Source organism: Chloroflexota bacterium, assembly GCA_020850535.1.
In the GTDB taxonomy this organism is placed as follows: Bacteria; Chloroflexota; UBA6077; order UBA6077; family JACCZL01; genus JADZEM01.
Map to the genome: position 1 here is coordinate 1 of JADZEM010000223.1, position 22,538 is coordinate 22,538.

Below are 22,538 nucleotides of genomic sequence, written 5' to 3' on the forward strand. Positions count from 1 at the left end.
CCCGACGCGGCGGCACGACGCGCTCAACATACGATTGCACTGGTAGCAGCATCAGGGCGATTGCATGTTCATTGGTGTTCCTGAAGCATCATGGAACGGGCGGTCGGGGACTGAAGTCCCCGCCTACCGTCATTCAGTCGCTGCGCGACGGCCGTCGGGAACGGCCGGGGCTGGTGCGACTGGAGCGTCGCGCAGCGACTGCAGGATGGTAGGCGGGGCTTTCAAGCCCCGACGCGGCGGCACGACGACATCAACATGCAATCGCCCTGCTCGCCCGATGCCTGCGCTTGCGTGCTAATGGTGGGCGTGCGAGGACCGGGGCCGCGGCGATCTGGCGGTCGACCGTGGCCGGCCGGCCACCCTGCCCGCAAGCTGCACGCTCCGCTCGACGACCTCCTCCCCGACCTGCTCCAGCAAGTGGAGGATGTGGCGCGGATAGTAGAGCGCCGAGAGGCCGGATGGCAGCGGATCGGTGGAAAGCTCGTGCTTAGTCGGCACCAGGGCGACGTGCAGGCAGTAGCGCAGCCGCTGCCAGGCCGATTCCATCGCGCGGAGGTAGAAGAGGTTGCGCGCCGCGAACAGCTCGTCCGTCTCCGCGAACAACTGGCGGACCACCGTCTGCGCCAGATCGACCAGGATCGGATCGTCGGCGGCCCGCTTGACGACCCACGGTGGTATGGCGGCGTCCAGCAACTCGGCGGCCAGGAGCAGCCCGAGCAGCAGCATCCGAGCGCTGCCCATCTCCGTCGCCAGCCGCACCAGCCGTGCCCAGTCCAGCTCCGGCCGCGAGGCGGCGATCTCCGCAAGATCGCAGAGCCAGCGCAGCTGCTCCCAGCGGTGCTTGGCTCCGTGCAGGCAGAGGAACAGCAGCAGATCCGTCACGGCGAGGCTGCGGATCGTGACGCCTTGCAGGTCGGCCGTCTCAAGCTCCCCCCAGAGCCGCGTCAGGTCGAAGGGGAGTGAAAAATAGTGCGGCATCAAGTCCCAGTGGACTTCGACCATGATGGAGCCATCGGCGCTCACGAGATCGATGGCGCATTCGGACTGGGTGTAGGCGACCCGCCCCAGGCCGTGGAGGTCGAGGGCGCGCCGATAGCCGCGCTCGTGCAACAGTTGGAGCGCACGCCGCAGATCGCGCCGCTTGACCAGGATGTCCAGGTCGACGTACTGGCGCAGCGAAGGGTTGGCGTAGGCCGCCGCCGCCAGCACCGGCCCCTTGAACGGGACGGTGGCGACCCCCTGCCCTTCGAGCAGTTGCACGACGTCCAGCAGCTCGCGCTGCGAGAGCAGGTTGTGCGCCGCGTTCGCCAGGAACTGCGCGCGGAGGTCTGCGAGCACGCTCGGGGGCGACAGATCCCGGCCGTGGGCGTGGAGCTGCCAGGAGAGCAGCGCCGTCACGCCGTTGGCCTGGGCGATCCGCTGGAGGTACGCCCAGTCCAGGGGGCCAGCCAGCCGGGCGCGAAGCTGGGCTGCCGCCCTGGCGTCCAGGCGGGAGCGTGCACCGAGCAGCAGTACCGCGGCCTCGGGACGCAGCCCCTGCGCCAGCCCCGCCATCGCCGAACGCACGGCCGCTCGTCCCGCCTCAGCCCGCACTACGCTGTCACCGCGCGGCCGCCTGCCGCCCGGGCGCCAGTGTCGTCATGGTGTACACGCGCTGTACCCTCCGGCCCGCCGCGCCTGGATCGCGCGCAGCCCGCCCGTGTGGCAGGCATACCCGCAAGCCATGCGTGAGAGTATGCACAGCGAGGCCCGCAGCCCGCTCGCTCACGGCGGCGTCACGACGTCGCCAATGTGATGATTTTGACATGATACGGAGAGCAGTATGCTGACCACTCAACCTCTTCTCAACATGCTTCATGTACTCAATCTGCCCTCAACCATTCCTCATTCTTTGGGCATTGACGGTGTAACAGTACCATACAGATCATCAGAATATCACACAAATTGGGTAGGAAAAGGACTTTACGACATTGTCGATACTTCCGTAAGATCACTGCACCGATCTCTCCTTCGCCGTTCGTCAGGTTGCCAGGATACGGCCGTTCTGGCTTCTGTGTGACCCCTGGCGCGATTTGCGTGAGCCGGAGGCGCCCTTTGCACAGCACACTCACGTTCCGCCCTGCCAGTCACGTCGCTGTCGCCGAGTTCGATGGTGAGACCGTCCTGCTCAACGTCTCGTCTGGCATCTACTTCGGCCTCAACCCGATCGCCAGCCGCATCTGGCAGTTGCTGGGGACTGGCGCCAGTGAGCCGCTGATCGTCCAGACGCTGCTCGACGAGTATGACGTGGACGAGGCCCGTCTCCGCGCGGATGTCGCGGCGACGGTGCGGCAGCTCGCGGCTGATGGGCTGGTCTGTCAGGTTGAAGCGTAGCGCTGTGCGGCTCGATCTGGTGCGCCGCGCGTTGCGGTTGCCGCCATCCGAGTGGGTTGGCGTGCTGCGGGCAGCCGCCGGCCTGCTGCTGGTCGATCTGCACCTGCGACGGCGTGGCTTTCGGGACACGGCCCGGCTCGACGTGCCGGCCGGTGAGATCGGGACGTTGTCCTCGGCGGCGTGGCAGCAGGCGCGGCGCTACGTGCGCTGGATCGACGCGGCGGCGCTGGCGCTCCCGATCCAGGCGCGCTGCCTGCACCGCTCACTGCTGCTCCAGCGCTGGCTGCTGCGCGACGGTCTGCCGGCGGCCCTCTGCATCGGCGTGAGCCGGCCGGGTCGCCCGTTCCTGGCGCACGCCTGGATCGAGCTGCACGGCGTGGTGGTGAATGATACGGCGGCCAACATCGCGGATTTCGCGCCGCTGACCGGCCCGGCCATGTCGGCTGACGGCGCGGTCACGCCGGCGGTGCCCCTGTTTGTCGGCGTGGGGCAGCCAGCATGAGCGCGGTGTTTGGACTCGTGTACCGCGATGGCGAGGCTGCGCGTGCGGTGGAGCCGTGGCTGCTGCGGAAGATGGCCCAGAGCCTGCTGCATCGCGGGCCGGACGGACAGGGCATCTGGCACGACGGCCCGGCTGGCCTGGGGCATCTGCTGCTGCACACCACGCCCGAGTCGGTCGGCGAGCGCCAGCCGCTCCACGATGCTGGGCGCGGCCTGGCCGCCACGGTCGATGCCCGGCTGGACAATCGAGCCGAGCTGCTGGCGGCCCTCGATCTGCCGTCGTCGGCCACCGACGCCGATCTCGTCCTGGCGGCCTACGCGCGCTGGGGCGAGGCCAGCCCGTCACACCTCCTGGGGGACTTCGCGTTCGTCATCTGGGATGGTGGCGCGCGGCGGCTGTTCTGCGCCCGCGATCATGCTGGCGTCAGGCCGCTGGTCTACGCCAGCGTCGGCGGTCTGTTCGCCTGCGCCTCCGAGTCCAAGGCGCTGCTGACGCTGCCCGCCCTGACGGGTGAGCGCGACGAGGCCCAGATCGCCGACTTCCTGCTGGGCGAACCGGCTGATGCCGCCGCCACGTTCTATCGCGAGATCCGCCGCCTGCCGCCGGCCCACACCCTGACCGTGGACGGGGCCGGCCCGCGGCTGCAGCGCTACTGGTCGCCGTCCGACGTGCCGGAGCGCCGCCTTGGCTCGGACGCGGCCTACGCCGACGCGTTCCGTGAGACGTTCGCCGAGGCGGTCCGCTGCCGCCTGCGGAGCGGGCAGCCGGCCGGGGCGCTGCTGAGCGGCGGCCTCGACTCGTCGTCCATCGTCTGTGTGGCGAGCGCCATGCAGCCGGCCCCGCTCCCGACCTTCTCCTGTGTCTACGACGCCGTGCCGACCTGTGACGAGCGTCAGTATCAACAACTGGTGTTGCACGCGCGGCCCTGCACCTGGACGACCCTGGCGGCGGACGATCTCAGCCCGCTCAGCTACCTGGATGAGCTGACGATCCAGGCCGAGGGGCCACCGTTCGGCCCTGGTCTGGCCTCACAGGTTGCGCTCTACCGACTGGCGAGCGCCGCCGGCGTGCGGACGCTGCTGGATGGCCACGGCGGCGACGAGGTCGTGTCACATGGCGAGGGCTACCTGAGCGAGCTGGCCCTGGCTCACCGCTGGCCGGCGCTGCTGCGGGAGGTCCGAGGCGTCGCCCGGACCTACGACGAGGCCGCCTGGTCGATGTTCGCCACCTACGCCCGTTTCGGCCTCAGCACGTCGGCCACCTTCCGCAGGCTCTGGCGGGCGGGCGGTGCGGTCTGGCATGGCGTGCGCCGCACGACGCCCCAGCCGGCCGGCGAGGCTCCACGGCTCGGCGTGGTGCTGCCGGCGCTGGCGGCCCGGGTAAACCTGGCAGATCGCGTGCGCGAGCGGCAGCGCGCCCAGGCCCGTGCTGCGCGCACCGAGCGCGGACTCCACCTTGCCACGCTGGACGATGGCCGACAGCCCCTGGCGCTGGAGGTGCTGGACCGCATCGCGAGCGCGGCCGGCGTCGATCCCCGCTACCCCTTCTGGGACAAGCGGCTGGTCGAGCTGTGCGTGAGCGTGCCGGCCGAGCAGAAGCTGCGGGGCGGCTGGCCCCGCTCGATCTTGCGGCGGGCGATGGAGGGCATCCTGCCGCCGGCGATCCAGTGGCGCGCCGACAAGACGGATTTCTCGCCGTCGCTCAGGCGAGGCTTTCTGACCTTCGAGCGGCAGCGACTCGACGCGGCCCTGCTCGACGGCAGCCCGGAGCTTGACGCGTACATCGACCGGGCCGCCCTGCGTCAGCGGTATGACCGCTGGCTCACCGCCGAGCAGGGCGATGCCCACGGCGACATTCATCACATCTGGCGGGCAATGGCGTTGGGGCGCTGGCTCCAACTCACTGACCCGGTCCACCAGCAGGCATCTCCAGTTCGCGGGGTCTTCAGTCAGGGCCTGCCTGCCGCCCAGCTCCACCTGGGCGCTTGAGCGTACGCGTGGGTCATTCCAGCGGTTGCATGGAATTCGAGAGAAAGGAGGATGGGATATGGCAGTAAAGAAGGAGTACCTGGCCCCGGAGGTCAAGGCGCTTGGAGACGTGCGTGCGCTGACGCAGCGCAACGTCTCGGGGACGAAGACCGACAAGGCGTTCCCCGCTGGCACGCCGATCAACCAGTTGACCTTTTCCACCTAACCCACGCGCAGCAGTTCAGCGTGACCCGGCTGGACGGGCGGCAGCAGGCTCTGACTGAGGACCTCGTGGTCCATGCTGTGCAGGGCGGGCCGGCAGTCGCCCGCTTCTGCCCAGACGTCCCGCCGGTGGCGGGCGGGCCGTGCCGAGCTTCGTGCAGCAAGCACGGCCGTGGCTGCTGTCGGGAAGGGTACGAGTCTGCACGTTCAACAGACCGGCCTCACGTGGGGCTGGGCGCGTGGACACAGCACATCGATCCGGTTTTCAGTTCAGGAGAGATGAAGGAGGCCCGGGACATGGCAAAGAAGACGGTGTACCTGACGCCAGAGGTGAAGGCGCTCGGCGACGTTCGGACGCTGACGCAGCGGAACGTCTCTGGCACCAAGATCGACAAGGCGTTCCCCGCTGGCACGCCCATCAACCAGATGACCTTCTCGTCCTGACCCTCGCGCCCGCGTTCAGGCTCACCTGACAGCCTGAGTTGCGTGGCAGTCGGCTCTGACTGAGGACCCAGCGAACCATCAGCGCGTCCGGGCATGAGCGTGGCGACCGCCATGCTCGTACGCGCGCCACGTTGCTAGACGCAGCGGCAGACGCAGTACACGGGGGCAGTCGGTGTACAGGTACCGTGCCTACGGCTTCATCATCGACGCGGAGATGCCGTTGCCGGAGCTTCGGTCGGCGGTGGATGGCCCTGCCGACGTCGCCATTCGTTACGGCGCGGTGGGCCGCCCGCCGGCCCCGCCCGATCCCCAGACCAGCGCCTACGCGGTCTCCCCAGACGACGTGCGCTTCTTCTGGGAGCTGGTTGGCTCGTTCCGAGTCCGGGCGGGCCGCGAGATCCTCGTGGATCCCGTGCCGGACGTCGAGCAGGCGTTGCTCCGGATCCCCCTGCTCGGCTCGGTGCTCGGCGTGCTGCTGCATCAGCGGGGCAGCTTCGTGCTGCACGCCAGCGCGGTGGACGTTGACGGGCGGGCCGCCATCTTTCTCGGGCCGAAAGGGCAGGGGAAGTCGACCACGGCGGCGCTGCTGGTGGGACGCGGCCATCCCCTGGTGGCGGACGATATCGTCGCGCTGGACATGGGGCCGCTCGACAAGGGTGCGCTCGACATGGGGGCCGGCGCTCTGGGCGCGCCCGCACCGACCGCAGGCGAGTCGATCCGGCTGCTCCCCAGCTTCCCGCAGATGAAGCTGTTCGACGACGCCGCGGCCGCGGCCTTCGGCGACGATCCCGAGGATCTGCCCCTGCTGGCTTCCCTGATCCCGAAGCGGGCGCGCCGCACGCCGGACCGCTTCGCGGACCGCCCGCTTGCGCCCGGCGCGATCTATGTCCTGGCTGACGGCCCGGAGCTGAGCATCAGCCGCCTGACCGGCCAGGACGCCGTCTGCGAGGTGATCGGCAGCTCGATCCCGGCCCGCTTCGGCAGCGACCTGCTGGATGGCCCGGCTTCGCTGACCCACTTTCAGCGGGCCATGACGCTGCTGCGGCAGGTCCCGGTCTACCAGTTGGCCCGCCCGCGCGACCTGGCTGGGTTGGGACGGCTCGGCGCGGCCATCGAGGCGATGCTGCGGCAGCCGGTTGGGGCGGGCGCCTGATGGCGGACGGGCAATCGCCCGGGGGGATCATCGGGCGGCTGCGTGAGAGCGCCGCGAGCCTGGTCTACTGGCCGCGCGCCTTTCGGCTGATCTGGACGGCCGCCCCGCGCCACACGGCGTGGTGGCTGGCCTTGCTGACGGTGCAGGGCATCCTGCCGGCCGTCACGGTCTATCTGACCAAGGAGGTCGTTGACAGCATCGTCGGGGCGCTCGAGAGCGGCGGCGTCTGGGATCAGGCGGCCCCGGCGCTCGGGCTGATCGTGCTGGCGGCCCTGGTGCTCCTGGCGACGGAGAGCCTTCAGGGTATCGCGGACTGGGTTCGCACGGTCCAGACGGAGCGCGTCGAGGACTACGTCAAGGGGCTGGTTCATCACCAGTCGGTCGCGGCGGACTTCGCCGCGTTCGAGTCGTCCGAGTATCACGACCGGCTGGATCAGGCCCGCCGCGAGGCCGCCAGCCGGCCGGCTGCCCTGCTCGCCAGCCTCGGGAGCCTCGCCCAGAACGGGCTGACGCTGGTGGTGATGGCGGCCATGCTGTTCCCCTACGGCGTCTGGCTCCCGTTCGCCCTGGTGCTGAGCACCGCGCCGGCTGTCTACGTCGTGCTGGCCACGGGCTGGCGCTACCACCGCTGGTGGGAGGGCACGACCACGGCCCGCCGCTGGACTCACTACTACGACGCCCTGCTGAGCGACCGGCTGTACGCCCCGGAGCTGCGGCTGTTCGGGCTGGGGCGGCACGTCGCCGGGCTGTTTCAGCAGGGGCGGCAGACCCTCCGGGCCGAGCAATCGACGTTGCTGCGGCAGCAGGCCCTGGCCCGCCTCGGTGCGAGCGCGTTGGCGTTGCTGCTGACGGGCTGTGTGCTGGCCTGGATGGTGCTGCGGACGCTCCAGGGGGCGCTTACGCTCGGGGATCTGGCGCTGTTCTGGCAGGCGTTCAGCAGAGGGCAGGCCCTGGCGCAGTCACTCCTGGGACACGTGAGCCAGCTCTACACCAACACCCTGTTCCTGAAGAACCTGTTCGCCTTCCTCGATCTCAAGCAGGAGATCGTGTCGCCGGCCGTGCCGGCCCCCGTCCCGGAGCGGTTGACGCAGGGCATCGCCTTCAAGGACGTGACGTTCCGCTACCCGGGCGCCGAGCGGCCGGCCCTGGACGGCTTCTCGCTGACGGTGTCGGCCGGCTCGATTGTGGCGGTGGTCGGTCCGAACGGGGCCGGTAAGTCGTCGATGCTCAAGCTGCTCTGCCGGCTCTACGAGCCTGACGCCGGCAGCATCGAGATCGACGGCGTCGACCTGCGCACCTTTGACCTGGAGGAGCTGTGGGCACACATCGCCGTGCTGTTCCAGTATCCCGGCTGCTACGTGGCCACGGCCCGCGAGAACATCGCCTACGGCGACCTGCACGGCCAGCCGACGGCGGAGGCTATTGAGCGGGCGGCGCGGGCGGCCGGCGCGCACGAGCCGATCTCGCAGCTGCCGCGCGGCTACGACACGCTGCTCGGGAAGGGGTTCGGGGACGGACTCGACCTGAGCGGCGGCCAGTGGCAGCGGGTCGCGATGGCCCGCGCCTACCTGCGTGACGCCCCCATCGTCCTGCTGGACGAGCCAACCAGCTTCATGGACTCCTGGGCCGAGGCCGACTGGTTCGAGCGGCTGCGGACCCTGATGGCCGGGCGGACGGCGCTGGTCATCACGCATCGCTTCACCATCGCGCGGCGGGCCGACATCATCCAGGTGATGGATGGTGGCAGGATCGTCGAGTCTGGCAGCCACGAGAGCCTGCTGCGGGCGAACGGCCGGTACGCTGAGTCGTGGCGAGCGCAGATGCGGGCCGGGCTCTCGCCCGACCCCGATCTGGATGGGGGTGCTCCCGAGCTGGACGCGCGGCTAGACGAGCGGCAGGGCAGCCGGCTTGAAGTTCAACTGGACAGTCAACACCAGCAGCGCCGCGAACAGCCCGCGTAGCACATCGACGATGCGGCGGCCGGGGCCAGCCGTGGGCGATGGGAAGGGCGCGAGCGCCGCCGTGACCACCTGCCGCGTCGTTCGCAACGAGATCGCCTCGCGACGCAGCAGCCCGAGATAGCCGATCCAGCGCCAGAAGACGCGTTGGGGGGTGTCCGTCGCATCGGGGAAGAAGTGCCCGGACAGGTGGTCCGCCCCGCCCCCAGCCAGGTAGACGCAGAGGCGGGCGGCGGCGTCGGGTGCTGAGAGCTGCAGGTGGCCGCCCTCGCTCTGCCGGTAGCGCGCCAACTGGCGGCTGAGCTGCTCGACGAGCCGCGTGTGTACGTGACCGGGATGCAGGGCGAACACGGAGATCCCCTGTGCCCGCACCTCCCGTGCGAGCGACTGGGTCAGGCTCACGACGCCCGCCTTCGATGCCGCATACGCCGAGAGCAGCGGCCACGGCCCCACGGCGCCGTTGCTGGCGATGTTGATGATGCGACCCCGCTGACGCTCGATCATGCCGGGCAGCACGGCGCGCGAGCAGAGAAACGCGCTGCCGAGATTCAGGTGGAGATCGGCGAGCCAGGCGTCGGGATCACTCTCGGCGATGGGGGCGACGGACTGCGTGCCGCCGACGTTGTTGACGAGGATGGCGGGCGCTCCAAGCTGCGTCTGCACAGCCTGGATCATCGTGTCCACGCTCGACGCCTGCGTGACATCCGCCTCGATTGCCATCGCCCAGCCGCCTGCCTGCTTGATCTGCCGGCAGGTACGCCGTGCAGCCGCGCCGTCGATATCGACAACGGCGGTTCTGGCGCCTGCGCGCGCCATCTCGCGGGCGATTGCCGAGCCGATGCCGCTACCGGCGCCCGTGACGATGGTGACTTGCCCGTGCAGGTGACGGTGAGGGCCGCGGTGCTGGATGGGGAGAGGGGAAGGCTGCGTGGTCGTGGAGGAAAGCGTGAGTGACGCTTCCTGAACGAGCATAGGGGACAGTCCTCCTGTAGACGGAGATGAACGCGCCCGCCTCCCCCGAGGTTGACTCGTCGGTCAGATAGGTAACCCGCACGTCAGGCTGCAAAGAGTGCTGCAACGCCGACATCCCTGAGCAGTTGCCCGAACAACGGCCCGACTTCTGGCCCTAGGACGAACAGCCCCAGGTTCAGCCCGATGTGCGCCAGAATCACGCCCACCAGCGAGCCGCTCGTGGCGCGGGCCAGCCCGAACACGCCGGCGATGGCCATGGCGCACAGGCCCAGCGGCGGCGAGAGATACCCGATGTGGAGCACGCCCACGACCAGCACCACGAACGGCACAGCCAGCCGCCCGATGGCCCTGCGCGCGGCTTCGAGCAGCGCACCCTGGAACAGCAGGTCGTCCACGATGCCCAGCCCCGTGACGATGGGCAGGAACTTGTCGTCGAGGGTGTTCGGGTATGGCAGCGTGGTGACGAGTGACCGCTCCACGACGCCCAGGCCGACCCCAACACCGGCGACAAGCAGGTAGAACGGGATCTGCCGCCACCGGAACACGATGCCGACGTCAGCCCAGGTGAAATCTGCCGCCCGGATGGCGATGACCGTGGCGATGCCGGTGAGCAGCCCTACCAGGGCCAGCCGCCAGATCGGCACGATCTCGTCGAGCGGCGCGCCGAACGCGATCAGGCGGCTGGTCGGCGCGACGGCCAGCGTCCAGAGCAACGTTCGCATCCGGCGGCTGGCGACCCTCCCACCCACGATCAGCAGCCCGAGCGTGAGCACGCCGTACAGGATCGTGCCCAGGCTGCCGGCCATCACAATCGACAACTCCGCCACGGCGAGCAGCAGCAGCGTGACGGCGGCAGCGACCTTGAGTCGGGTCCGTGTGGACACAAGATCCAGGTACGGACGTGGGCCGCTGCGCGTCTCGGGCGGCTCCTGGCCGCCGGTGTCGTCGCCGACAGCCTCCAGCCGCCGCCGTTGCCGCTCCTGGGGGGTCAGCGAGAGGACGGTCAGCATCACGAGGGCCGGCAGCGTCAACAGCGCCATGCGCGCAGGGGCCGCCGCTCCACGGAACAGGGGTCGCACGATCGCCCAGAACCGGGCGCTCGGCTCCGTCCCCGTCAGGACTCCCTGCACGTCAGGCCGTTGCGCCTGCTGCCGCTTCGTCATCCAGTGCTCCTCTTCACCGCTGACCGCTTCGCGCGCCGGCTCCTGGGGCGAACGGCTGCGGGACGGACATCGGAAGGTGCTGGCTGGGGGGTGGGGCCGGGGTCGGGCGGACGCCGCTGTCTCCAGGCGGCGCAAGGTTCGCCTCGACGCCGCCGGCCAGATCGCTCTCGCCGGCGTTGGTGTCGCCGGCGGCTCCTGGCGCAACATCTACCCAGAGTCGCAGTCGCCGGTACGGCTGCTCCTCGCGGTTCAGGTAGAGCGCCAGCTCGATCATTTGATCGACGCCCGGGCGGGGCATCGTCCAGGTCAGCGGCCACTCGATCTTCTCGCCTGGGCCGACGGAGAGCGTCGATGGCGCGACCAGCACCTCGCGATCGCCCGGGTTCCAGGAATCGACGGTCCAGGCCTCGAAGCGGTAGCGCTGGCTGAACAGCTCGTGGTTGACGATGCCAAGCGTCACGTTGACCGGCTCCCCGACCTCGACCTTGCGCGGCAGCTGCTCCGCGAGGCCGCCGCGCCCGAGCACGTACATCTCGGTCATCAGGTCGTCAGCCGTCGGCGTCAGCATCGTCACCAGGGCCGCGCCGCCCGCCAGCACCAGGGCGATCAGCACCAGCGGGAAGACGATGCGCTCCGGGCCGCTCAACTGCCCGAGCCAGCGCCGCGTCGGGATCTGGGAGATGGCAGGGCGCATCGAGGGTGGCGGCTGCTGCGACCGCTGCCACAACGCCAGCAGGACGCAGGACACGATCCAGACGGTTTCAGCCATCACGACGGGCCAGGGGCGCAGGCCGCCCGGCGAGGCATCCAGCAGCAGCGCCAACAGCGGGATGATCGCCACGCTGACGCCGATGCTGATGCCGATGCGTTCGGCCTGATCCAGCGACTGCCGGCGCGGCGCGAGGACGGCCAGCAGGCAGTAGCCCGGCAGGTACAACACGACGATCAGCCCGAGCACCAGCCGAACGAACAGGACCGGCGCAGCGCGGCTCTCGATCAGCATCACCCCGAGCAGCAGCACCGCGCAGGCCACCGCTACCGCGAGATCCCGCGAGCGCACGACGGCCCGCCCAGCGCCCTGCACTGCCACGGCCATCAGGTTTGACCCCTGGGTCCGGGGGTGAGGGCCTTCATTCCATTAGCTTGCCACACGGTGGATGCCTCCCGTCACGCCGCGGTACACGTCGAGCGTGGCCTGGGCGGTGCGGTCCCAGGTGAACTGGGCTGCGCGCGCCAGACCGCGCGCGGCAAGCTCCTGGCGATGCGCAGGCTCGCGCAGCAGCTCACGCAGCGCCGTGGTCAGCCCCGGCACGTCCAGCGGATCGCAGAGGCGTGCTGCATCGCCAGCGATCTCCGGCAGCGACGACGTGGACGAGGTGATGACCGCCGTCCCGCAGGCCATCGCTTCGAGGACGGGCAGCCCGAACCCCTCGTAGAGGCTCGGGAAGACGAACAGGTCTGCGCCGCTGTAGAGGGCTGGCAGGTCGGCGTCTGGGACAAAGCCCAGGAAGCGGACCCGGTCCCCCAGCCGCAACTGCTCGACGGTGGCGTAGACCGGGCTGGACTTCCAGCCGGACGCCCCGACGATGACGAGCTGCCAGCCGCGCGCGTCCTCGGGGAGCGCCGCGAAGGCGTGCAGCAGCCGCGTCAGGTTCTTGCGCGCCTCCACCGAGCCGACGTAGAGGAGGTACGGCCCGGTGATGCCCTGCCGTGCCGTCACCGTAGTGATCTGCTCCGGCGTCGCGGGCGCGAACTCCGGCCCGACGGCGTTCGGCGTGACGTGGACCCGCGCGGGATCGACCCGCAGCAGCCGCACGATGTCGTGCCGCGAGCACTCGCTGACCGTCAGGATGGCGTCCAGCCGCCGGGCGACGCTCGGCAGCCACCGGTGGTAGATCAGGCGGTCGAGCGTGGTGCTGGCGGCCGGGTAGATCAGCGGGATCACGTCATGGATGGTCGCCACGCGCTGGCGCGTCGTCAGCAACAGCGGTGAGACGCCCGTCGGATCGTGGACGAGATCGAGATCGTGGCGGCGAGCGGCCCAGGCGATCTCGGCCTGGCCGACCGTCATCAGGCCGGGCAGCAGGCCAGCCCCAGGTAACTGCACCGTGGTGGGCGAGGGCGGCAATTCGCGGCCGGCCTGGAGGATGGTCAGCGGCAGCCCGGCCCGCAGCAAGGCGGCCCGCAGCTCGCGGGTGTACCGCGCGATGCCGCCCGTCGCCCGGTCGAGCGCGTAGGTGATCAGGCCAACGCGTGGCCCTGACTGAGGGCGCGGCAGAGCATTCATCGCTGGAACGGACTCCTCGGCCGTGAGTGGTAGATCTGGGCCTGCCCGTTGTCGTAGGTGATCATGCTGTCGGCCTCCACGGGCAGCGGGACGCCGTAGCGGATCGCCTGCTCGCGGGTGACCTCCGAGATCATGAAGTCGCGGGTGCCCTCGTCCACGTCGAACTGATCGAACTTGATCTCGCGGGGTGTGGCTCCGCGCCGGATCTGCTCGCCGGTGTTGACGCGCTCGTCGTAGGCGACCCACAGCGAGCGCCCGCGCAGGGCCGTCTCAGCCCAGGTGATGGCCGTCGCCTCGCCGGGCTGGTAGTAGACCCACTTGTTGCTGAGCAGCGGCTCGTTCGTCGCCTTGAACAGCGACAGCACGCTCAGGACGGCCACCAGCGTCCCGACCAGCACCGGCGCCGCCCACCGCACGACGCGGTTCTGCAGGGTCCAACTGGCCATCCAGCGGGCGGTCACCGGCGCCGCGATCATCACGAAGCTCGGGAACATGCGGTGCTGCAGGTTCGCCGCCAGCGAGCCGCTCAGGTCGACGATGATGCTGGCCGCGCCCTGCAGCCCGAACGCCCCGTACAGCGCCCAGAGCAGGATCTCGTTCTCGGAGAACGGTTTGCGCCGGCGCAGCAGCCAGAGGATGCCCTGCGTCGCCCAGATCAGCCCGGACGAGGCCAGCAGCAGCCAGTTCGCGAGGCTGACCGTCAGGTAGACCGTGGGACTGAGCCAGCCGGTGTTGATGGCCACGTACGGGTTGGTGATCTGGGCGGGCGGCGCGTCCTTCTCGGGAGAGGGTGCGCCGAAGAACACGATGGCTATGCGCTCCTGCACCTGCTGGATCACGCGGACGTCGTGGATGGCCGGGCGGTAGGCGTGAAAGGTCAGGATGTAGGCGAAGATCATCGAGATCAACGCTGCGTAGCCCAGGCGGCGCAGGGCCGGCCCGATCATCAGCAGCGGCGTCCCGGTGATCCGCGTGATGATGATGGCGATGACCAGCGTGCAGATCAGGCCGGCCACGTACGACGTTGCCAGCAGGTTGTTGAACGAGAAGATGGCGTAGACGCACATGTAGAACGCCACGACCAGCGCCCCGAACCTGACCGGATCGTCCCGCGAGCGGAGGCTCCGGAACAGCAGGTACAGCCCGAGCAGCATCAGGCCGCGCGTGAACTTCTCGTGGGTGCCCCGCATGATCGGGAAGAGGTACTCGGGCTGAATGTAGAGCAGGGCCGTGCCGAGGACGGCCCCCCGGACGGTGCCGGTCAGCTCCCGGAACAGCAGCCAGGCGGGCACAATCGTCCAGACCATCAGCAGGGCCGAGCCGTACATCGTCAGCGTGGCGAGACTCATCCCGGTGGCGCCGACCAGGAACGTGACGACCGCCTGGTAGGCGTACCCGTTCGGGTAGGCGAGGTCAGCGCCGGCCGGGATCAGCGTCGCGCCGTCCACCACCGCGCGGTTGGTGCGGATGATGCCGCTGGTGTCGCCCTCGCCCCAGAAGCCCCGGTACCGCGCGATGACGAACATCGACATCAGCACCGCCAGCCCCACCAGCACGATGATGCTCCAGGCGGCGCGCGGGCTGAGTCGGTCGTTGTAGCGATGCTCGGCGATCATGTCTCGCGCCTCCGGGTCTCGCTGGAGCGGAGCAGCAGGGCCACGACCACGCCGAACCCGACGGCCAGGAAGAACAGCGGGATCGACAGTTGGAAGAGCGTCTCCGTGCTCGGCAGCTGTGTCGCGATGGGGCCGGCCAGGACGGAGCGCCGCCGCACCTGGACCTCTTGCGTCTCGGAGGCAACGGTCTTGCCGGTGGCGTCCTCGGCCCAGAGGCGGATCGTCCAGGGTCCGGAGCGGACCGGCTGCCAGGGAATCGCCATCTGGAACGGCTCGCCGGCCAGGACGTCGGTCTTGAAATCGCCCAGCATGGTCGAGACGCCGTCGCTGGAGACACGCTCCAGGCGAACGGTCAGGTTCGGAGCATCGTGCAGGCCGAGGTTGGTGACCGAGATGCGGACCAGTCCGGAGGCGTCGGCGGTCAGCATCCGCCCGGCCTCGCTCTCGCCCCAGAAGTCGAGCGCAAATGACGCTTCCGTCAGCGGATCGAGCGAGAAGACGCCATCCGTCCCACTCGCCACCACGTACCGCCCCGGCCGCACGCCGCGCAGATCGAGGAGCTGCGGACCCTCGGAGCCAGTTTGTGCCTGCACGTCCAGCACGAAGCGGAAGCCGCCGCCACTCAGGGCGCGGAACTCGCCCATCTGGACGCCGCTGATGCGCTGCTCCTCGCCCTCGAACTGCTGCTGCATCTGGCGAAGGTCGCCAGCCGCCGGCTGCTTGCCCAGCGCATCAACGGCCCCCTTCAGGGCGCGCGCCTCGTCGCCGGTAGTCGGCACGACGGCCTCGTAGACGGAGGGCTTGACGGCAGCCTTCCGCAGCACCAGCTGGCCGCTGTCGCCGTAGACCAGGAAGCCGCTCAGGACGTGCAGCTCGCGCGTCTCGGTGATCTGCCCCTCGCCGTCGGCTTCGACATAGGTCCAGGAGTCGAGCCAGCCATCCTGGTTGGTGTCGGCGTAGCGGACGGCCGAGCTCTGGTTGACCTGCCAGACCCCGCCGGTGGACTTCTGGAGGTGCAGGCGTCGGTCAACGGGGCTGAGGTAGAGCAGCGGCCGAATCCCGAACTCGAACGCGTATTCGCCTCGGAAGCCCGGGCGCATCCCGCTGAACTTGCCGGCCGGCGGGATCGAGATGCTGCCCCGCAGATAGGGGCCGGCCGCCCGGCTCTGCTCGGCGGCGCGCGGGTCCATCTGGATCAGTTCGTTGTAGGACTTCTCCTCGATGGGCGCCCACTCGTAGATGCCCTCGGAGCTGGCGTAGCCCGGCCCCTCGCGCGCCACGAACGTCGCCATGTCCCAGGTGCGCTCGGCGACCCACCGCGGCAGCCGCTCGTACGGCACGATGCCGATGTCGAACCCGCCGATCTTCACGGTGTCGGTGATCAGGTGCCGGCCGGCCAGCCCGAGCTTGTAGTCCCAGATCAGGCCGTTCGGGTTGTGGTCCGTCCAGGTGTAGCGGATCTCGTTGGCGGCGGGGACGACGTTCTCGCCGTGGCGGTCGCCGGCCTCGTAGTAGCGGTGCCGGATGAACAGCTCTGGGCGGTGGTCATGGTCGCCGTCCAGATCGTAGTAGGCCATCATGTTCTCGAAGTTCGGCACGGTGCGTACGTCGGGCAGCAGGTAGGTCAGCGCGTTGATGTGGAAGCCCTGCTCGACGGGGTAGCCGATCAGGCCTGCGTCTACGATCCGCCCGCGTGTCCAGTCGACCTCGATGGTGGGGGCGGAGTCAAAGTAGCTGCCGGCCCGGTCGGCAGCGCCGCGCCCGAGCAGCGGCCAGAGGATGGCGGCGGCGTTCTCGCGCGGGTGGACGCGGCCGGAGTTGTACTGGACGCCCATGCGGTGCAGGCCCGACGACTCCGGCGACGGCGCGAGCAGCCGGTTGAGCATGTACTCGGGCGTACCGTCGCCGTCCTCGTCCGCGAAGATGGTCTCGGCGTCCACGCGGCCATCGCGCCTCATGGCGTTGACCAGCTCCTGTGAGTTCTCCTCGCCGGGAAACAGGCCGTCTTGTGCGAAGCGCAGGTTGTAGGACAGGCCGCCGTCGCCGCGCGTCCAGGTTGACCAGGTGGAAACGGTCAGGCGGGGGAAGCGCGTCTCGGTGATGACCGGCTGGCCCAGGGCGTTGACGTGGTACGCCACCATCCCGTCGCCGTCGTCGTCGTCGAACATGCGGGCCTCGACGCGCGTCTCGTCGACCCGCGCGAACTGGATGATCAGCTCGGCGCGGTTGTTGCCGCCCACGTCGAAGACCCAGGTGTCGTTCTCGAAGTCCGTGGCGGTGGCCCAGTCTTCGCTGGTGGCCATGTCCTCGCCGCCGTCGAAGACCTGGATGCGGTCAGCGCCGCCGGCGAAGTTCGACTCGATGGTGGTGAGGTCCATCCGACCGTCGCCGTTCTGGTCGGTCTGGAAGACGCGGCTGATCTCCAGCTCAGGCTGCGGCGTCGGGGTGGCCGTCTGGCCTTGCGCCACGGTCGGCGGCCCGATCAGCGCGGTGCTGCACGCGAACGCGAGCGCGCCGCCGAGAGCGATGGAGCGTAGACGCTGCTTCATGCGGTCCCCCGGGCAAGGTCCGGATGGTCGGGCGTGGCCGTGTCGCGGGCCGGCGTCCGCCCGTACAGCAGGTCGAGCTGCGCCGCCGAGGCAGCCCACGAGAATTGCGCGGCGTGCTGACGGCCACCCTCGCCGAGCCGACGCCGCAGCTCCGGATCGGCGATGAGCGTCCGCATGGCGGCCAGCAGGGCGTCCTCGTCGCCGGGCGGCACGGTGATGCCGCAGGCCGGCGTCACGATCTCGGGCAGACCGCCGGTCGCCGAGGCGATCACTGGCCGACTGCTCGCCGCCGCTTCGAGCGCCACCAGCCCGAACGCTTCGTGCCAGACGGACGGCACAACCAGGATGTCGGCAGCGGCGTAGACGGCTGGCATCTCGCGGGATGGCACGTTCCCGAGCGCCCGCACGGCCCCCGAGGCGATGCCGTCCGCCAGTGCGGCGTAGACGGTCTGGTCGTAGCCGCCGTCGTCCTCGCGGTGGACCCGGCCGCCCCAGAGATCGCGCCCGCCGGCCAGCACCAGCCGCGCTGCTCCCGTGCCCAGACGCTCGTAGGCCCGCGCCAGATGCAGGACGCCCTTCTCCGGCACGACGGCCCCGGCGTAGAGCAGCACCGGCTCGTCGCGGCGGACGCCCCAGGAGGCTCGCAACTGGGCGGCCTGCTCGGCCACCTGCGAGCCGCCGTACCGCCCATACTCGACGCCGCAGTAGACCGTGTGGACGTTGCCAGCCGCGCCCAGCCCGCGCCTGACCTGGGCCGTCACAAAGTGGCTGTTGCCGACCTGGACATGGCTGGTCCGGGCCACCAGGGCGAAATCAGCCGGTGAGAAATCGGTCCGAACGCCCCGCGTACTGACGTAGAGTGGGTCGGCGTGGAAGTGGATCACGCGGCGGCCGACCGGCAGGCCGCGCAGGTAGTAGTAGTTGTGGGCATGCACCACGTCCGGCCGCAGCTTGAGGCAGTACAGCAGGTTCGCCAGGTGCGTTCGGAAATCGATGGACCGCCCGGCCACGCGCACCTGCCCCCACGAGACCGCCCGACGCACGGCGAGGCGGACGCCCCGCCAGCGCGTCTCCCAGGCCTCCGCGCCGACTGCCAGGATCGTCACGTCGTGGCCGCGCTGCACCTGGGCGGCCGCCAGCTCCAGCGCGGCCCGAACCACCCCGCTGCTGCCGGTGGTGTCCGGTTGCCGCGGCAGGCGGCGGTCGCCGAGCAGGTGCAGGATTCTCATGGGGTGCCGCCGCGCAAGCTGAGCAGCAGCTTGAGGTAGCCGAGCCACCAGAGCAGCCCGACGTAGGCCACGGCGGCCGCGACGATCGCCAGCACCAGCCCGAGCAGGTCCGGCATCAGCTCGTGGATGACCGTCGGCAGGATGTAGGTACTGACGATGCCGGCCGCCAGGATCGTGCCGGCCCGCTTCCAGGGCAGATCGAGCCTGTAGAACAGGTACGCACAGACCATCAGCATGGTGGCGGTCGTCAGCTGCGAGACGGTGTTCGCCATCGCGCTGCCCACGGCGCCGTAGCGCGGCACCAGCACGAGGTTTGCCAGGATGCTGACGGTGGCGGAGATCAGCCCGAGCCGCACGTGCAGCCAGATACCGCCGATGGCGCTGATGGTCAGCCCGAAGACGGCGGTGATGACGCCCGGCAGCAGCCCGGCGAACAGCACCTGCGCGACCGGGATCGAGGGCGCAACCTTCTCGCCGTAGACGAGCGGCAGCAGGAACGGGAGCATCGCCAGCCCGCCCAGGCTGACCGGTGCGGCGTACAGGCTCGCCAGCTCGACGGCCTGGTGCAGCCGCCGCCGGATGCCGGCCCAGTCGCCGGCGCCGTAGTCGTGCGAGATGGCCGGGTAGTAGCCCTGCACGAGCGCCCATCCGAGCGCCAGAAACAGGCTGAACCCGGTGAAGGCGAGGCTGTAGTAGCCGATCTGATCCAGGGTGCTCTCGCGCTCCAGGAAGAAGACGCCCGAGCGCTGCCAGATGAGCTGATCGGAGAACTGGACGAACGCCGCCGGCGCGGCGAAGGCAACGTACCGCCGCAGGATCGCCGTGTCCGGCAGCCCGAGGCGCGGCAGGCTGAGCTTCGGCAGGGACCACCCGACGACGGCCAGCAGCCCCAGGCACGGCGCGGCGTTCAGCGCCAGCGCGGCGATCAGGAAGCCGGTCACGTGCCAGTGCAGCCAGACCGCCACGCCGATCAGTGCGAGGTGGACGCCCGTCGCCAGGATCGTGACGATGGAGACCGGGCGGTAGCGCTGGTCAGCCCAGAGGTGGGAGCGGAGCACGGCGGTCAGGGCGACCGGGATGACGCTCAGGGCGATGACGAGCTGGTAGGTGCGGTCTGGGAGCCCGTTCGTGAAGGCCCAGGCCACCAGCGCCAGGGCGATCGTAAGGTTGAGCGCCAGCAGGATCGCGACCACGAGGCCAGAGAGCATTCCGGCCTGATCGTCGAGCTGCTCGCCGCGCAGCTCCGAGCGGATCTTGGTCAGCGCGTTGGGCAGCGCCAGCGAGCCGAGCGTCCCCAGGATGCTGGCGAGCCACAGGTAGTAGCTGAACGCGCCGTACTCGTCCGGGGTCAGCCCCCGCACGATGACGACCGAGCCGACCAGTCCGGCCACCGCGCCGGCCAGACTCGCGAGGCTGCTCCAGAGGCCATTGCGGACCGCCAGGGTGCTGGAGGCGCGCTGATGCGGGCGCGCCTCGCCGGGGGTGGCCGCCCCCGCGTTGAGCGGGGGCAGTGCAGCGGCCTGGACGGCCGGCACAGGCGTCAGGCGAGACCGCCGTGCGCCCGCATTTGAAGAGAACGGTCGAATGGTCACCGGCCGCCCCCTGATACGCCCAGCGTCCAGTTGGCGGATGTGACGTTCGGGCCGACGACCTTGCCGCGCTCTTGCACGACGGCTTCCAGGCCAGTACTGATCTCAATCACGTTGTCTTTCACCTCGTACCGCCCAATGGTTCCATCGGCTCCAGCGCAGTTGATGGTCTGCCCAGAGACGTTCACGAGCTGTCGAGCATTCCGCACGCGATTGCCGATCACCTTGCTGCCAATGTGCTCGTAGGGGAGGTTCGCCCACCGCTGCGAGCAGCGATTGGCGAAGTCGGCCAGCATCTGGACGCCCCCCTTGACCTGATTGCCGGTGATCAGGGCGTTTGCGCCGGTGTAGCTGACGATCGAGTAGAGGCTCCGACCGTTGGCATCGGCGTTGAACGTGTTGTTTGCGACGACGATGTAGTTGGAGTGGCGCATTTCGCCGGGATCCCACTGGTCGTTGCCGTTGAGATCCAGCGAGAAGTCGTCGTTGGTCAGGAACAGCAGGCCGCCAGAGCCGAAGCCCGGCTCGATGGTCGAACCGATGACGCCTGAGCCCTGCGCGCCGTCGAAGTAGAGCGCGTACCGCTCGTTGCCCACGAAGTGGCTGCCGCGTACCCAGATGTTGTCGAGCATGGCCGTCGCCGAGATCAGGCCACGGTGATGCTCCTTCGGGTCGGCGTAGTTCTGCAGGGTGATGTTGTCGAACAGCACATCTCGGGCCGCGCTCAGGCTGATGGCTTGCAGCGCGGTCCCTTCGCCGTCGAACGTCAGGTTCTTGAAGTAGATGTTCTGGATGCGCTCGGTGGTGGCGCAGCGCAGAGCGTCCGGATCCTTCCTGGCAAACGCCGTGTTGAACGGGCCGTAATCCAGCCCCACGGTGCAGCCGGAGATCTGGGCGGGGCCTCCCTTGAGGATCGCGCCGCCGTCTGAGACGAAGTGGACGTTGCTCTTGCCCACGAGCTTGAAGGCCGCGCTGTAGGAGCCCGGCTCGAAGTAGAGCGTCCCGCCGTTGCCCGGCAGCGCGTCGATGGCCGTCTGGATGTTGCCGCCGTACTGGCGGGCCACGTTGACGACGTTCGGCGGCGAGACGATGGCGTCCTCGGAGATGTGGCAGAGGCTGTCCGGGTTGAGCGGGTGCCCCGCCCACCATTTGGTGACCTCGGCGGTGTAGTCCACGGGGTACGGCGGGACGCCGCCCTCGTAGGCGCCGGCCGCCGTCTGGCCGTCTTCGACCAGCTCGAAGACGGCGCCGCTGCCGGCCTCGAAGGGGATCGGCTGGCCCAGCTCGTAGCTGCGGCAGTCGTTCCCGGTCAGGCTGCGGAGCCGGCCGCCGATCTTCGAGGTGATCGCCACCTCGTGCGCCCGCAGCACGTCGCGGTTGACGACCACGGCGAGCTTGCGGCCATCATCGCGCTGGAGCGTGCTGACGTAGGCGCTGTTGTCGCCGCTGACCTGGAAGGCGTCATCCGCCTTGACCGAGCGGACCAGCGACTCCCGCACCGGCCGGATCTGCGTTGCGAAGTTGGCAACCTCCGTCATCAGGCCAGGGTTGTCCTTCAGGCCGGTCCAGCCCTGCTGCGAGCTGTAGACGAACCAGAAGATGCCTGTTGCGCCCTCGCCCACGGCCAGCCAGTTCTGGACGCGCAGCTCAGCCGGGATCGGCTGGCGCAGCTCCTCCTTGAAGCTGTGGGTCTGGAGGATCATCCAGAGCGGTGTGCCGGGCTCTCGCTGCTGGCTGACTGCCCGCACGTAGCTGATGAAGTCCATGAACCAGTAGCCGTAGCCCGTCATCGAGAGATCGCCGACGGGGTTCTTGAAGCCGAACGGGTACACGTCGATCAGGAGCACGCGCGGCTTCGCCGCCTGGTAGAGCGGCTGCGCGCGATCCAGCCCGATCAAGATCGGCATGGCCGGGCGCTCCGGATCGAGCGTGTGGAAGACGTCCGTCAACACCGCCAGCTTGTCCTTCAGGTCGAGCGTCGGCTCGTCGGCGATGGAGTACCCCTTCAGGCTGGGGTGCCCGGCCAGCCGCTCGATGGCCGGCCGCACGAGCGCCTCGGCGCGGGCGCGGTCGGCTGGGGCGTCGTCCGCCCACCAGGGCTGCTGCAGATCGGTCAGCGCAAAGAAGACGTTCATCCCGAGCCGGTCCGAGACGTCCAGCAGGCTGGCGTCGCGGCTGGCGTAGCTGTTGGTCAGCAGCACCGAGTCGAGGCCGCGCGCCTGGAGGTCGGTCAGCATCGCCTCGAACCGCCCGCCGCGCCCGCCGATCATCTGGGCGTCCTCGAACACGCCGAGCGGGAACGTGGCGTTGATCGAGTTCGGGCTGGCGGCTGCGACGCTCACGGTTGACTGTGCTGCGCGCGGCGAGCGCAGGATACCCGCGCTCACCACCACGAGGATGGCCAGAACGGCCGAAAGCCCGAGCAAGATGAGCCGCAACACGCTGCGCGGGCGCCCCGCAGTTCGTGGAGGTGGTGGCAGCGGCGGCCGGGCGGATCGTGACGGCTGCGGCCGG

General features: G+C 69.6%; 17 protein-coding genes. 7 read left to right on the forward strand and 10 right to left on the reverse strand.

The window, feature by feature from the left end; genetic code table 11:
- Positions 1-294: 294 nt before the first annotated feature.
- Positions 295-1,566, reverse strand: a complete 1,272-nt coding sequence (locus IT306_31010) for a nucleotidyltransferase family protein (protein MCC7372884.1) — start codon at positions 1,564-1,566, stop codon at positions 295-297.
- A 528-nt stretch (positions 1,567-2,094) separates the two neighbouring features.
- Between IT306_31010 and IT306_31015 the strand changes: the two genes are divergently transcribed.
- The 7 genes from IT306_31015 to IT306_31045 all read left to right on the forward strand — a co-directional run bounded on the left by IT306_31015 (position 2,095) and on the right by IT306_31045 (position 8,622).
- The gene (locus IT306_31015) at positions 2,095-2,373 is read left to right on the forward strand and encodes a PqqD family protein (GenBank protein ID MCC7372885.1); all 279 of its coding nucleotides are present in this window, start codon (positions 2,095-2,097) and stop codon (positions 2,371-2,373) included.
- On the forward strand, positions 2,282-2,875 hold the full coding sequence (locus IT306_31020) for a lasso peptide biosynthesis B2 protein (protein ID MCC7372886.1): 594 nt from the start codon (positions 2,282-2,284) through the stop codon (positions 2,873-2,875). Before IT306_31015 ends, IT306_31020 begins: the two co-directional genes overlap by 92 nt.
- The gene (locus IT306_31025; protein MCC7372887.1) at positions 2,872-4,863 is read left to right on the forward strand and encodes an asparagine synthetase B; all 1,992 of its coding nucleotides are present in this window, start codon (positions 2,872-2,874) and stop codon (positions 4,861-4,863) included. Before IT306_31020 ends, IT306_31025 begins: the two co-directional genes overlap by 4 nt.
- Positions 4,864-4,921: 58 nt before the next feature.
- Positions 4,922-5,068, forward strand: a complete 147-nt coding sequence (locus tag IT306_31030) for a putative RiPP precursor (protein ID MCC7372888.1) — start codon at positions 4,922-4,924, stop codon at positions 5,066-5,068.
- Positions 5,069-5,361: 293 nt separating this feature from the next.
- Positions 5,362-5,508 carry a putative RiPP precursor gene (locus IT306_31035; protein MCC7372889.1) on the forward strand — a complete coding sequence of 49 codons (147 nt, stop codon included), beginning with the start codon at positions 5,362-5,364 and terminating at the stop codon, positions 5,506-5,508.
- A gap of 172 nt (positions 5,509-5,680) precedes the next feature.
- Positions 5,681-6,661 (forward strand): hypothetical protein, encoded by a 981-nt coding sequence (locus IT306_31040; protein ID MCC7372890.1) that lies wholly within the window; start codon positions 5,681-5,683, stop codon positions 6,659-6,661.
- Positions 6,661-8,622 carry an ABC transporter ATP-binding protein gene (locus tag IT306_31045; protein MCC7372891.1) on the forward strand — a complete coding sequence of 654 codons (1,962 nt, stop codon included), beginning with the start codon at positions 6,661-6,663 and terminating at the stop codon, positions 8,620-8,622. The genes IT306_31040 and IT306_31045 overlap by 1 nt, the downstream gene beginning before the upstream one ends.
- Here the strand turns inward: IT306_31045 and IT306_31050 are convergent.
- The 9 genes from IT306_31050 to IT306_31090 all read right to left on the reverse strand — a co-directional run bounded on the left by IT306_31050 (position 8,545) and on the right by IT306_31090 (position 22,465).
- A complete protein-coding gene (locus tag IT306_31050; protein MCC7372892.1) occupies positions 8,545-9,435 on the reverse strand; it encodes an SDR family NAD(P)-dependent oxidoreductase in 891 nt (296 codons plus the stop codon). The two genes, IT306_31045 and IT306_31050, sit on opposite strands and share 78 nt — an antisense overlap.
- 239 nt (positions 9,436-9,674) lie before the next feature.
- The gene (locus IT306_31055) at positions 9,675-10,754 is read right to left on the reverse strand and encodes a CPBP family intramembrane metalloprotease (protein MCC7372893.1); all 1,080 of its coding nucleotides are present in this window, start codon (positions 10,752-10,754) and stop codon (positions 9,675-9,677) included.
- Between the two features lie 13 nt (positions 10,755-10,767).
- Positions 10,768-11,850 (reverse strand): DUF1616 domain-containing protein, encoded by a 1,083-nt coding sequence (locus IT306_31060; protein MCC7372894.1) that lies wholly within the window; start codon positions 11,848-11,850, stop codon positions 10,768-10,770.
- 42 nt (positions 11,851-11,892) lie between these two features.
- A complete protein-coding gene (locus IT306_31065; protein ID MCC7372895.1) occupies positions 11,893-13,041 on the reverse strand; it encodes a glycosyltransferase family 4 protein in 1,149 nt (382 codons plus the stop codon).
- Entirely contained in the window at positions 13,038-14,657 is a 1,620-nt protein-coding gene (locus IT306_31070; protein ID MCC7372896.1) for a hypothetical protein, read from the reverse strand. Before IT306_31070 ends, IT306_31065 begins: the two co-directional genes overlap by 4 nt.
- Positions 14,654-17,206, reverse strand: coding sequence for a hypothetical protein (locus IT306_31075; protein ID MCC7372897.1), 2,553 nt, complete (start codon positions 17,204-17,206; stop codon positions 14,654-14,656). The genes IT306_31070 and IT306_31075 overlap by 4 nt, the downstream gene beginning before the upstream one ends.
- A complete protein-coding gene (locus IT306_31080) occupies positions 17,203-18,435 on the reverse strand; it encodes a glycosyltransferase family 4 protein (protein MCC7372898.1) in 1,233 nt (410 codons plus the stop codon). The genes IT306_31075 and IT306_31080 overlap by 4 nt, the downstream gene beginning before the upstream one ends.
- Positions 18,432-20,027, reverse strand: a complete 1,596-nt coding sequence (locus IT306_31085; GenBank protein MCC7372899.1) for an oligosaccharide flippase family protein — start codon at positions 20,025-20,027, stop codon at positions 18,432-18,434. Before IT306_31085 ends, IT306_31080 begins: the two co-directional genes overlap by 4 nt.
- On the reverse strand, positions 20,024-22,465 hold the full coding sequence (locus IT306_31090) for a hypothetical protein (GenBank protein ID MCC7372900.1): 2,442 nt from the start codon (positions 22,463-22,465) through the stop codon (positions 20,024-20,026). Before IT306_31090 ends, IT306_31085 begins: the two co-directional genes overlap by 4 nt.
- Positions 22,466-22,538: the final 73 nt, after the last annotated feature.

What these genes read in the sequence shown, in the direction of transcription:
- IT306_31020 (MCC7372886.1), top strand. Translation starts at nt 2,282, where the DNA reads ATGACGTGGACGAGGCCCGTCTCCGCGCGGATGTCGCGGCGACGGTGC.
- IT306_31025 (MCC7372887.1), top strand. Translation starts at nt 2,872, where the DNA reads ATGAGCGCGGTGTTTGGACTCGTGTACCGCGATGGCGAGGCTGCGCGT.
- IT306_31030 (MCC7372888.1), top strand. Translation starts at nt 4,922, where the DNA reads ATGGCAGTAAAGAAGGAGTACCTGGCCCCGGAGGTCAAGGCGCTTGGA.
- IT306_31035 (MCC7372889.1), top strand. Translation starts at nt 5,362, where the DNA reads ATGGCAAAGAAGACGGTGTACCTGACGCCAGAGGTGAAGGCGCTCGGC.
- IT306_31045 (MCC7372891.1), top strand. Translation starts at nt 6,661, where the DNA reads ATGGCGGACGGGCAATCGCCCGGGGGGATCATCGGGCGGCTGCGTGAG.
- IT306_31050 (MCC7372892.1), bottom strand. Translation starts at nt 9,435, where the DNA reads ATGGCGCGCGCAGGCGCCAGAACCGCCGTTGTCGATATCGACGGCGCG.
- IT306_31055 (MCC7372893.1), bottom strand. Translation starts at nt 10,754, where the DNA reads ATGACGAAGCGGCAGCAGGCGCAACGGCCTGACGTGCAGGGAGTCCTG.
- IT306_31060 (MCC7372894.1), bottom strand. Translation starts at nt 11,850, where the DNA reads ATGGCCGTGGCAGTGCAGGGCGCTGGGCGGGCCGTCGTGCGCTCGCGG.
- IT306_31065 (MCC7372895.1), bottom strand. Translation starts at nt 13,041, where the DNA reads ATGAATGCTCTGCCGCGCCCTCAGTCAGGGCCACGCGTTGGCCTGATC.
- IT306_31070 (MCC7372896.1), bottom strand. Translation starts at nt 14,657, where the DNA reads ATGATCGCCGAGCATCGCTACAACGACCGACTCAGCCCGCGCGCCGCC.
- IT306_31075 (MCC7372897.1), bottom strand. Translation starts at nt 17,206, where the DNA reads ATGAAGCAGCGTCTACGCTCCATCGCTCTCGGCGGCGCGCTCGCGTTC.
- IT306_31080 (MCC7372898.1), bottom strand. Translation starts at nt 18,435, where the DNA reads ATGAGAATCCTGCACCTGCTCGGCGACCGCCGCCTGCCGCGGCAACCG.